Here is an 11,726-nt window from a genome sequence, read left to right on the forward strand (position 1 = left end):
TTTTTTGTTGCTGTAAACCACAGATAAAACCTGAAAACGGTACGCAAAATTCAATAATCCAGGGGAAAAAGTGTGACAAAGGCTACGTCACACGGCGGTGACGTGTATAATAAGCCCGTATGTAGGACTTCTTCGCTAACACATACAAAAGACTCTCATGGCTCAAGGCACGCTTTATATTGTTTCTGCCCCTAGTGGCGCGGGTAAATCCAGCCTTATTCAGGCACTGTTAAAAACCCAACCGTTGTACGACACACAGGTTTCTGTTTCTCACACCACGCGAGCGCCGCGTCCAGGTGAAGTGCACGGTGAACACTATTTCTTTGTGGATCACGACGAGTTCAGAGCGATGATCGGCAGAGACGCGTTTCTTGAACATGCTGAAGTGTTCGGTAACTACTACGGCACCTCGCGTGAAACCATTGAGCAGGTTCTGGCAACCGGCGTAAACGTGTTCCTGGATATCGACTGGCAGGGCGCGCAGCAAATTCGCAAGAAAATGCCTGACTCGCGCAGTATCTTTATTTTACCGCCATCGAAAGATGAGCTCGATCGCCGCCTGCGTGGCCGCGGTCAGGACAGCGAAGAAGTCATCGCAAAGCGTATGGAACAGGCTGTTGCAGAAATGAGCCATTACGCGGAATATGATTACCTTATTGTGAATGATGATTTTGATGCCGCGCTGAGCGATCTCAAAACCATTCTTCGCGCAGAACGTCTGCGTATGAGCCGCCAGAAGCAGCGACATGACGCATTAATCACCAAACTGTTGGCAGACTGAACCCACTTTCAGTATCATGCCCAGTCATTTCTTCACCTGTGGAGCATTTTAAGTATGGCACGCGTAACTGTTCAGGACGCTGTAGAGAAAATTGGTAACCGTTTTGACCTGGTGCTGGTCGCCGCGCGTCGCGCTCGTCAGATGCAGGTAGGCGGTAAAGATCCGCTGGTACCGGAAGAAAACGATAAAACCACCGTTATTGCACTTCGCGAAATCGAAGAAGGTCTGATCAACAACCAGATCCTCGACGTGCGTGAGCGCCAGGAGCAGCAAGAGCAGGAAGCCGCAGAACTGCAGGCCGTAACCGCTATTGCTGAAGGTCGTCGTTAATTAAACCTGCGGGTCGCCCTTGTATCTGTTTGAAAGCCTGAATCAACTGATTCAAACCTACCTGCCTGAAGACCAGATTAAGCGTCTTCAGCAGGCGTATCTCGTTGCACGTGACGCTCACGAGGGCCAGACACGTTCAAGCGGTGAACCCTATATCACGCACCCGGTAGCGGTGGCCTGTATTCTGGCCGAGATGAAACTCGACCACGAAACGCTAATGGCCGCTCTGCTGCACGACGTGATTGAAGATACCCCAGCCACTTACCAGGACATGGAACAGCTGTTTGGCAAAAGCGTTGCCGAACTGGTGGAAGGGGTCTCTAAGCTTGATAAGCTGAATTTCCGCGACAAGAAAGAGGCGCAAGCCGAAAACTTCCGCAAGATGATTATGGCGATGGTGCAGGATATCCGCGTCATTCTCATCAAACTCGCTGACCGTACCCACAACATGCGCACGCTGGGCTCACTTCGCCCGGACAAACGTCGCCGCATTGCCCGTGAAACCCTCGAAATCTACAGCCCGCTGGCGCACCGTTTAGGTATTCATCACATTAAAACCGAGCTGGAAGAGCTGGGTTTTGAAGCGCTGTACCCGAACCGCTATCGCGTGATTAAAGAGGTGGTGAAAGCCGCACGCGGTAACCGTAAAGAGATGATTCAGAAGATCCTCTCTGAGATTGAAGGGCGCTTACAGGAAGCGGGGATCCCGTGCCGCGTCAGCGGTCGCGAAAAACACCTGTACTCCATTTACTGCAAAATGGTGCTCAAAGAGCAGCGTTTTCACTCGATCATGGATATCTACGCGTTCCGCGTGATCGTCCACGACGCCGACACGTGCTATCGCGTGCTGGGGCAGATGCACAGCCTGTATAAACCGCGTCCGGGTCGCATGAAAGATTACATCGCCATTCCAAAAGCGAACGGCTATCAATCTTTGCACACCTCGATGATTGGGCCACACGGCGTGCCGGTTGAAGTACAAATTCGCACCGAAGACATGGACCAGATGGCGGAGATGGGTGTTGCCGCGCACTGGGCCTATAAAGAGCACGGTGGCGAAAGCAGCACGACCGCACAAATCCGCGCCCAGCGCTGGATGCAGAGCCTGCTGGAGCTTCAGCAGAGTGCGGGCAGCTCGTTTGAATTTATCGAGAGCGTGAAATCCGATCTCTTCCCGGATGAGATTTACGTTTTCACCCCAGAAGGTCGTATTGTCGAACTGCCTGCGGGCGCGACGCCGGTCGACTTCGCTTACGCCGTGCATACCGATATCGGGCATGCCTGCGTGGGCGCTCGCGTCGACAGACAACCTTATCCGCTGTCTCAGCCGCTCTCCAGCGGCCAGACGGTGGAAATCATTACCGCGCCGGGCGCACGTCCGAACGCGGCCTGGCTGAACTTTGTCGTGAGCTCCAAAGCGCGCGCTAAAATTCGCCAGCTGCTGAAAAACCTCAAGCGTGATGATTCCGTCAGCCTGGGGCGTCGTCTGCTCAACCACGCGTTGGGTGGCAGCCGCAAGCTGGCCGAAATCCCGCAGGAAAACATCCAGCGTGAGCTGGAGCGCATGAAGCTCGCCTCGCTTGACGACCTGCTGGCTGAGATTGGCCTCGGCAACGCCATGAGCGTGGTGGTGGCGAAGAACCTGCAGCAAGGCGACACAACAGCGGTGCCTGCCACGACGCAAAGCCACGGACATCTGCCGATTAAAGGCGCGGACGGCGTGCTTATCACGTTCGCAAAATGTTGCCGCCCAATTCCTGGCGACCCGATTATTGCGCACGTCAGCCCGGGTAAAGGGCTGGTTATCCACCACGAGTCCTGTCGAAACATTCGCGGCTACCAGAAAGAAGCCGAGAAGTTTATGGCGGTCGAGTGGGATAAAGAGACCGCACAGGAATTTATCACCGAAATTAAGGTGGATATGTTCAACCACCAGGGTGCCCTGGCGAATCTGACGGCAGCAATCAACACGGCCTCTTCCAATATTCAAAGCCTGAATACGGAAGAAAAAGATGGCCGCGTGTACAGCGCCTTTATTCGTCTGACCGCCCGCGACCGCGTGCATCTGGCGAATATTATGCGCAAGATCCGCGTCATGCCGGACGTGATTAAAGTCACCCGTAACCGAAACTAGTGGTATGAATTCAAAACGTTACGCGCGTATATGCGACATGCTCGCCAGGCGTCAGCCTGACCTGACGGTCTGCATGGAGCAGGTGCATAAACCTCATAACGTCTCTGCTATCGTCCGTACCGCAGATGCCGTCGGTGTGCATGAAGTGCACGCCGTCTGGCCGGACGGCCGTATGCGCAATACGGTCTCGGCGGCGGCAGGCAGCAACAGCTGGGTGTCTGTCAAAAATCATCACACCATTGGTGAAGCCGTCTCGCACCTGAAAGGGCGCGGGATGCAGATCCTTGCAACTAACCTGTCCGCTAAAGCCGTAGATTTCCGCGAGATCGACTACACCCGCCCGACCTGCATTCTGATGGGCCAGGAGAAAACGGGGATCACCCAGGAAGCGCTGGATCTGGCGGATCGGGACATCATCATTCCGATGACCGGCATGGTTCAGTCTCTGAATGTCTCTGTGGCCTCCGCGCTCATTCTGTATGAAGCGCAGCGCCAGCGTCAGAACGCCGGGATGTACGAGCGCAGCAACAGCATGCTACCGGAAGAGGAACAGCAACGCCTGCTGTTTGAAGGTGGTTATCCGGTGCTGGCTCGCGTTGCGAAGCAGAAAAAATTGCCTTACCCCCACGTCAACGCGCAGGGCGAAATTGAAGCCGATGCCGAGTGGTGGGCCACCATGCAGTACGCCGGGTAAGCGATGAAAGGCCGCCTGCTGGATGCCATCCCGCTCAATAGCCTGACGGGCGTGGGCGCGGCGCAAAGCAATAAGCTGGCAAAAATTGGCCTGCACACCGTGCAGGATCTCCTGCTTCACCTCCCCCTGCGTTACGAAGACCGTACTCAGCTCTATAAGATTGGCGATCTCCTTCCCGCCATTTACGCCACCGTTGAAGGCGAAGTCCTGAGCTGCAATATCACCTTCGGCGGACGCCGGATGATGACCTGCCAGATAAGCGACGGCACCGGCATTCTCACCATGCGTTTTTTCAACTTCAACGCGGCGATGAAAAACAGCCTGGCGACGGGCCGCAGGGTGCTGGCCTATGGCGAGGCCAAACGCGGGAAGTACGGCGCAGAGATGATCCACCCGGAGTACCGGGTACAGGGCGATCTCAGCACGCCGGAGCTGCAGGAGACGCTCACTCCGGTTTACCCGACGACGGAAGGCATCAAGCAGGCGACGCTGCGTAAACTCACCGATCAGGCGCTGGAGCTGCTGGATACCTGCGCCATTACCGAGCTGCTGCCGCCCGAGCTGGCGCAGGGGATGATGAGCCTGCCCGAGGCGCTGCGTACCCTGCACCGCCCGCCGCCAACGCTGCAGCTCAGCGATTTAGAAAGCGGCAAACACCCTGCCCAACAGCGTCTTATCCTTGAGGAATTGCTGGCACATAACCTGAGCATGCTGGCGCTTCGCGCGGGCGCGCAGCGTTTCCATGCCCAGCCCTTAAGCCCGCGCGATGAGCTCAAAGATAAGCTGCTGGCCTCGCTGCCGTTTAAACCCACCGGCGCACAGGCGCGCGTCACCGCCGAGATTGAACGCGATATGGCGCTCGACGTGCCGATGATGCGCCTGGTACAGGGCGACGTGGGCTCCGGTAAAACGCTGGTGGCCGCCCTGGCCGCCCTGCGTGCGATCGCCCACGGCAAACAGGTGGCGCTGATGGCGCCGACCGAGCTGCTGGCCGAACAGCACGCCAACAACTTCCGCGCCTGGTTTGCGCCGCTGGGCATTGAAGTGGGCTGGCTTGCCGGCAAGCAAAAAGGCAAAGCGCGCCTGGCGCAGCAGGACGCCATTGCCAGCGGACAGGTGCAGATGATTGTCGGCACGCATGCCATCTTCCAGGAGCAGGTGCAGTTTAACGGCCTTGCGCTGGTGATTATCGATGAGCAGCACCGCTTTGGCGTGCACCAGCGTCTGGCGCTGTGGGAAAAAGGATTGCAACAGGGTTTCCACCCGCATCAGCTGATCATGACCGCCACGCCCATTCCGCGCACCCTGGCGATGACGGCCTACGCCGATCTGGACACCTCCACCATCGACGAGCTGCCGCCGGGGCGTACGCCGGTCACAACGGTTGCCATTCCCGACACGCGTCGCAGCGATATCATCGACCGCGTGCGCAACGCCTGCACGCATGAAGGACGTCAGGCCTACTGGGTATGTACGCTGATTGAAGAGTCCGAGCTGCTGGAAGCGCAGGCTGCAGAAGCCACGTGGGAAGAGCTCAAGCTGGCGCTGCCGGAATTGAACGTGGGCCTGGTTCACGGACGCATGAAGCCCGCCGAAAAACAGGCGGTAATGCAGTCGTTTAAACAGGGTGATTTGCATCTGCTGATCGCCACCACGGTGATCGAGGTCGGCGTGGACGTCCCGAATTCCAGCCTGATGATCATCGAAAACCCGGAGCGTCTGGGCCTTGCCCAGCTCCACCAGCTTCGCGGGCGCGTTGGCCGCGGCGCGGTGGCGTCCCACTGCGTACTGCTCTACAAAGCCCCGCTGTCGAAAACCGCCCAGATGCGGCTGCAGGTGCTACGCGACAGCAACGACGGTTTTGTCATTGCGCAAAAAGACCTGGAGATCCGCGGCCCGGGCGAACTGCTGGGCACGCGCCAGACGGGGAATGCGGAATTCAAAGTCGCGGACCTATTGCGCGATCAGGCCATGATCCCCGAGGTTCAGCGCCTCGCCCGCCATATTCACGAACGCTACCCCGAACAGGCGGCAGCGCTAATTGAGCGCTGGATGCCGGAAACCGAACGCTACTCCAACGCCTGATTTCAGGCGAACATCGGCAGATTTTCTTGTCTTTTTTTGCTGGCAATCGTTTGCTTTTACCAGGTGGTCAGATAAAATGCCCGCTTTTCCACCGTGGGATTGCCGCTGATGTCCGTTAACACCATAGAGTCGCCCGATGCGCAACCGGTTGCGCAGAAGCAAAATAGCGAACTGATTTACCGCCTTGAAGACCGCCCGCCGCTGCCGCAGACGCTTTTCGCCGCCTGCCAGCATCTTCTGGCTATGTTTGTTGCGGTGATCACCCCGGCGCTGCTGATCTGTCAGGCGCTCGGCTTACCGGCGCAGGACACGCAGCACATCATCAGTATGTCTCTTTTCGCCTCCGGCGTGGCCTCGATTATTCAAATTAAAGCGTGGGGTCCGGTGGGGTCGGGATTATTGTCGATTCAGGGCACCAGCTTTAACTTCGTGGCGCCGCTGATCATGGGCGGTACGGCCCTGAAAACCGGTGGGGCGGATGTTCCAACCATGATGGCGGCGCTTTTCGGCACGCTGATGCTGGCCAGCTGCACGGAGATGGTGATCTCCCGCGTTCTGCACCTGGCGCGTCGCGTCATTACCCCGCTGGTTTCCGGCGTGGTCGTCATGATTATCGGACTGTCGCTGATTCAGGTGGGCCTGACGTCCATCGGCGGCGGTTATGCGGCAATGAGCGACCACACCTTCGGCGCACCGAAAAACCTGCTGCTGGCAGGCGTGGTGCTGGCCATCATTATTCTGCTTAACCGTCAGCGTAACCCTTACCTGCGCGTCGCCTCGCTGGTGATTGCCATGGCGGCAGGCTATCTGCTGGCGTGGGCGCTGGGCATGCTGCCGGAGAACACCGCGCCGGCCAACAGCGCGCTGATCACCGTCCCAACGCCGCTCTATTACGGTCTGGGCATTGACTGGGGCCTGCTCCTGCCGCTGATGCTGGTCTTTATGATCACCTCTCTGGAGACCATCGGCGATATCACCGCTACCTCCGACGTCTCCGAGCAGCCGGTATCCGGCCCGCTGTATATGAAGCGTCTGAAAGGCGGCGTGCTGGCGAACGGCCTGAACTCGTTTGTCTCTGCGGTATTCAACACCTTCCCGAACTCCTGCTTCGGCCAGAACAACGGCGTGATCCAGCTGACCGGCGTGGCCAGCCGCTACGTGGGTTTCGTGGTAGCGCTGATGCTGATCGTTCTCGGCCTGTTCCCGGCGGTGAGCGGCTTTGTGCAGCACATTCCTGAGCCAGTGCTGGGCGGCGCAACGCTGGTCATGTTCGGGACTATCGCGGCTTCCGGCGTGCGCATCGTCTCCCGCGAGCCGCTGAACCGCCGCGCAATCATGATTATCGCGCTGTCGCTGGCCGTCGGTCTGGGGGTTTCTCAGCAGCCGCTGATCCTGCAGTTTGCCCCGGACTGGGTGAAAAACCTGCTCTCTTCCGGCATTGCCGCGGGCGGTATCACCGCTATCGTTCTGAACCTCGTTTTCCCGCCTGAGAAAAACTGATTTCTCTCACGGCAGGCAGTCAATGCCTGCCGTGACATCTAATTACACCATTCCCGCCTTGAGGATTGCGCATAAATCGTGCATAACTCCTCTATGTGCGTTTTGCGGGATGGAAGACCATGAAATTTATTGGAAAGCTACTCGTCTATCTTCTTGTCGCCCTGCTCATTGTGATGCTGGCGCTCTATATTCTGCTCCAGACCCGCTGGGGTGCGGCTCAGGTCAGCAGCTGGGTGACGGTAAATACCGACTACGAACTCAGTTTCGACAAAATGAACCACCGCTTTTCGTCGCCTTCCCACATCATTCTGGAAAACGTCACCTTCGGTCGGGACGGTAAACCCGCCACGCTGGTTGCCAAAAAAGTTGATATTGGCCTGAGCAGCCGTCAGCTCACCGATCCGCTGCATATGGACACCATTACGCTGTTCGACGGCACGCTGAATCTCTCCCCGCAAACCGCGCCGCTGCCCTTCCAGGCGGATCGCCTGCAGCTGAGCAATATGGCGTTCAACAGCCCCAATACCGAGTGGGATCTGAGCGCGCAAAAGGTGACGGGCGGGGTCAGCCCGTGGCAGCCGGAAGCGGGCAACGTGCTGGGTAAAAATGCGCAGATTCAGATGAGCGCTGGCTCGCTGACCCTGAACGGCGTACCGGCCACCAACGTGCTGATCGAGGGCCAGCTTAACGGTAAGGAAGTGGTGCTGAACACCATTGGTGCCGATATGGCCCGCGGCTCGCTTACCGGCTCCGCCCTGCGCAACGCCGACGGAAGCTGGATTATCGATACCCTGCGTCTGAATGAGATCCGCCTGCAGAGTGATAAAACGCTGATGGCGTTCTTCGCGCCGCTGACGACGATCCCTTCTCTGCAGATTGGTCGTCTGGACGTTACCGACGCCCGGCTGCAGGGCCCGGACTGGGCGGTAACCGACCTTGATTTGAGCCTGCGCAACCTGACGCTGAGCAAAGGCGACTGGCAGAGCCAGGAGGGTCGCCTGTCCATGAACGCCAGCGAGTTCATCTACGGCTCACTGCATCTGTTCGACCCGATCCTGAACGCGGAATTCTCTCCGCAGGGCATAGCGCTGCGCCAGTTCACCTCCCGCTGGGAAGGCGGCATGGTGCGTACCTCCGGTAACTGGCTGCGCGACGGCAAAGCGCTGGTGCTGGACGATGTTGCCATCGCCGGGCTGGAGTATACCCTGCCCGAAAACTGGAAAACGCTGTGGATGGAGCCTCTGCCGGAATGGCTGAACAGCGTCACGCTGCAAAAATTCGGCCTGAGCCGCAACCTGGTGATCGACATCGATCCTGCCTTCCCGTGGCAGATCACCTCCCTGGACGGCTATGGCGCAAATTTACAGCTGGTGAAAGATCGCCAGTGGGGCGTGTGGGGCGGCAGCGCAACCCTGAACGGCGCGGCGGCAACCTTTAACCGCGTGGACGTGCGTCGTCCGTCGCTGGCGCTGAACGCCAACGCCGCCACGGTGAATATTACCGACCTGAGCGCGTTCACCGAGAAAGGAATACTTGAAGCAACTGCAACGGTTTCACAGCTTCCGCAGCGTCAGGCGACCGTGAGCCTGAACGGGCGCGGCGTGCCGCTCAGCGTGCTGCAACAATGGGGCTGGCCTGCGCTGCCGATTGCGGGCGATGGCAATATTCAGCTCACCGCCAGCGGCAGCGTGCAGGCCAATGCGCCCCTGAAGCCAACGGTGAACGGCAAGCTAAGTGCGGTGAATATGGATAAACAGCAGGTGCAGCAGACAATGACGGGTGGCGTAGTTTCAACACCACCCTCACCCCAGCCCTCTCCCTGAAAGGGAGAGGGTGCAAACCATTCCCTCGCCCCTTTGGTGAGAGGGTTAGCGTGAGGGAAATTAAAGGTGAACCACCACCTCATCCCCCTCCGCTTTCACCACCATGCCCCACTCGCTTCCCGCGTGTGAACCGCCTTTCACGCCGCTCACCTTCGGCACGTTGCGCAAGCAGACCGACCAGTTCCGCGCGTCACCCGCGCCGGTAAAGGTCACGGTGTCGCCCTGACGTGATGCCTTCAACGTAAACACTACCGCACCGTCCGCCGCAGGCACCTCGCTCACCGCCGTTGCGCCGTCGTCCAGGTTAAACAGCTGGAAGGCCGTCCCCTCGTTCCACGCGTAGTCCGGCTTCTGATTATTGTTACCCAGCGCCAGCAGCGTGTTATCGCGCACGTAAACCGGCAGGCTCATGAAATCGTGCTGCTGTTTATGCCAGCGGCTGCCCTGAATTTCGTCGTTGTGCCACAGGTGCGTCCAGCAGCCTTCCGGCAGGTAGAACTGCACGTCCCCCGCCTCGGAGAACACCGGCGCAACCATCACCGCATCCCCCAGCATGTACTGGCGGTCGAGGTAATCACACGCCGGATCGTCCGGGAACTCCAGCATCATCGCCCGCAGCATCGGCGTGCCGAACTCGCGGGCCAGCGCTGCCTGACGATACAGATACGGCATCAGCTGACATTTCAGCTGCGTAAAGTGGCGAACCACGTCGCAGGACTCGTCATCGTACGCCCACGGCACGCGGTAGGATTTGCTACCATGCAGGCGGCTGTGGCTGGAGAACAGCCCGAACGCACACCAGCGCTTGTAGACGTGCGCCGGGGCGGTGTTTTCGAACCCGCCGATATCGTGGCTCCAGAACCCGAAGCCGGACAGGCCTATCGACAGCCCCCCGCGCAGGCTTTCGGCCATCGATTCGTAGTTGGCGTAGCAGTCGCCGCCCCAGTGTACCGGGAACTGCTGCGCCCCGACGGAGGCAGAACGGGCAAACAGCACCGCCTCTTCCTCGTCCACCGTCTCTTTCAGCACGTTCCACACCAGCTCGTTATAGATGAAGGCGTAGTGGTTGTGCATTTTCTGCGGATCGGACCCGTCAAACCACTGCACGTCCGTCGGAATACGCTCGCCGAAGTCGGTCTTGAAGCAGTCGACGCCGATCTCCACCAGGCCCTTCAGCTTGTCGGCATACCACCGGCACGCCTCCGGGTTAGTGAAGTCATATATCGCCAGCCCCGGCTGCCATTTGTCCCACTGCCACACGCTGCCGTCCGGGCGCTTAAGCAGGTAGCCCTTCTCTTTCAGCTCCTGGAATACCGGTGACTTCTGGCCGATGTACGGGTTGATCCACACGCAGACCTTCAGCCCTTTCTCCTTCAGGCGGCGGATCATCCCTTCCGGGTCCGGGAAGGTCACCGGGTCCCACTCGAAGTCGCACCACTGAAAGGCCTTCATCCAGAAGCAGTCGAAGTGGAAGACGTGCAGCGGCAGGTCGCGCTCGGCCATGCCGTCGATAAAGCTGTTTACCGTTGCTTCGTCGTAGTTGGTGGTGAACGAGGTGGTCAGCCACAGGCCGAACGACCACGCCGGCGGCAGCGCCGGACGCCCGGTGAAGCGGGTATAGCGGTTCAGCACCTCTTTCGGCGTCGGGCCGTCGATCACGAAGTACTCGAGATATTCCCCTTCCACGCTGAACTGCACTTTGGAGACCTTCTCGGAGCCGACTTCAAACGAGACGTTTTCCGGATGATTGACCAGCACGCCGTAGCCGCGGTTGGTCAAGTAGAACGGGATATTTTTGTAGGACTGTTCGGTGCTGGTACCGCCGTCGCAGTTCCAGGTATCGACCCGCTGACCGTTGCGCACCAGGGCGGTAAAGCGCTCGCCGAGACCGTAGACCGTTTCCCCCACGCCCAGATCCAGCCGTTCAAACACGTAATTGCGGTCGGTAGTGACGTCCTGCACGTAGCCGTTGTTTTTCAGCTGGCTGCCGGTGATGCGCTGCCCGTCGCGCAGGAAATCCAGCGCCCAGAACTCGCCTTTGGTGACGCGCACGCTGACGTTACCGCTTTTCAGCTCGGCAAACTCCACGTTGTTTTCAATCTCGACCTTCGCCTCTTTCAGCACGTTGAGCGGATAGTGCGGGCCGTTATTCAACGCGCCCTGGAAGTGCTCGATGCGCACCCCGACAATCCCTTCCTGCGGTGCGAAAAGCCGGACGGTGAACATCAAGGTATCGAGCTGCCAGGCGCGTTCCCGCACGTCGCGCGGCGCCACGTAGACCACCAGGTCATTGCCCTGCTGCTCCACCTCGAACACCTGCACCGGATACGTCACGTTCAGCCCCGGTTGAATAAGCCAGTTTCCATCACTGATTTTCAT

The 11,726-nt window shown here is 58.8% G+C and carries 8 protein-coding genes; 7 read left to right on the forward strand and 1 reads right to left on the reverse strand.

All coding sequences use genetic code 11. From position 1 onward, the window contains the following. Nucleotides 1–157: 157 nt before the first annotated feature. The 7 genes from gmk to M2433_RS15895 all read left to right on the forward strand — a co-directional run bounded on the left by gmk (nucleotide 158) and on the right by M2433_RS15895 (nucleotide 9,347). The gene (gene gmk, locus M2433_RS15865; protein ID WP_010426438.1) at nucleotides 158–781 is read left to right on the forward strand and encodes a guanylate kinase; all 624 of its coding nucleotides are present in this window, start codon (nucleotides 158–160) and stop codon (nucleotides 779–781) included. Nucleotides 782–835: 54 nt separating this feature from the next. Further along, a complete protein-coding gene (gene rpoZ, locus M2433_RS15870) occupies nucleotides 836–1,111 on the forward strand; it encodes a DNA-directed RNA polymerase subunit omega (RefSeq protein ID WP_000135058.1) in 276 nt (91 codons plus the stop codon). Between the two features lie 19 nt (nucleotides 1,112–1,130). After that, the gene (gene spoT / locus M2433_RS15875; protein ID WP_429055352.1) at nucleotides 1,131–3,245 is read left to right on the forward strand and encodes a bifunctional GTP diphosphokinase/guanosine-3',5'-bis pyrophosphate 3'-pyrophosphohydrolase; all 2,115 of its coding nucleotides are present in this window, start codon (nucleotides 1,131–1,133) and stop codon (nucleotides 3,243–3,245) included. Between the two features lie 4 nt (nucleotides 3,246–3,249). Continuing rightward, the gene (gene trmH / locus M2433_RS15880; protein WP_429055350.1) at nucleotides 3,250–3,939 is read left to right on the forward strand and encodes a tRNA (guanosine(18)-2'-O)-methyltransferase TrmH; all 690 of its coding nucleotides are present in this window, start codon (nucleotides 3,250–3,252) and stop codon (nucleotides 3,937–3,939) included. Nucleotides 3,940–3,942: 3 nt separating this feature from the next. After that, the gene (recG, locus tag M2433_RS15885; RefSeq protein ID WP_429055348.1) at nucleotides 3,943–6,024 is read left to right on the forward strand and encodes an ATP-dependent DNA helicase RecG; all 2,082 of its coding nucleotides are present in this window, start codon (nucleotides 3,943–3,945) and stop codon (nucleotides 6,022–6,024) included. A 108-nt stretch (nucleotides 6,025–6,132) separates the two neighbouring features. Continuing rightward, entirely contained in the window at nucleotides 6,133–7,524 is a 1,392-nt protein-coding gene (xanP, locus tag M2433_RS15890) for a xanthine/proton symporter XanP (protein WP_429055347.1), read from the forward strand. Between the two features lie 119 nt (nucleotides 7,525–7,643). Further along, entirely contained in the window at nucleotides 7,644–9,347 is a 1,704-nt protein-coding gene (locus M2433_RS15895) for an AsmA family protein (protein WP_429055346.1), read from the forward strand. Between the two features lie 60 nt (nucleotides 9,348–9,407). Here the strand turns inward: M2433_RS15895 and yicI are convergent, their stop codons facing one another. Further along, nucleotides 9,408–11,726, reverse strand: coding sequence for an alpha-xylosidase (gene yicI, locus M2433_RS15900; protein ID WP_429055344.1), 2,319 nt, complete (start codon nucleotides 11,724–11,726; stop codon nucleotides 9,408–9,410).

Origin of the sequence: Enterobacter sp. AC1 (genome assembly GCF_050434705.1) — a bacterium.
GTDB lineage: Bacteria > Pseudomonadota > Gammaproteobacteria > Enterobacterales > Enterobacteriaceae > Enterobacter > Enterobacter cloacae_L.

Bases quoted from the DNA above. Each gene is read 5' to 3' on its own strand.
- M2433_RS15895 (WP_429055346.1), top strand. From the start codon at position 7,644: ATGAAATTTATTGGAAAGCTACTCGTCTATCTTCTTGTCGCCCTGCTC.
- rpoZ (WP_000135058.1), top strand. From the start codon at position 836: ATGGCACGCGTAACTGTTCAGGACGCTGTAGAGAAAATTGGTAACCGT.
- recG (WP_429055348.1), top strand. From the start codon at position 3,943: ATGAAAGGCCGCCTGCTGGATGCCATCCCGCTCAATAGCCTGACGGGC.
- yicI (WP_429055344.1), bottom strand. From the start codon at position 11,726: ATGAAAATCAGTGATGGAAACTGGCTTATTCAACCGGGGCTGAACGTG.
- xanP (WP_429055347.1), top strand. From the start codon at position 6,133: ATGTCCGTTAACACCATAGAGTCGCCCGATGCGCAACCGGTTGCGCAG.
- gmk (WP_010426438.1), top strand. From the start codon at position 158: ATGGCTCAAGGCACGCTTTATATTGTTTCTGCCCCTAGTGGCGCGGGT.
- trmH (WP_429055350.1), top strand. From the start codon at position 3,250: ATGAATTCAAAACGTTACGCGCGTATATGCGACATGCTCGCCAGGCGT.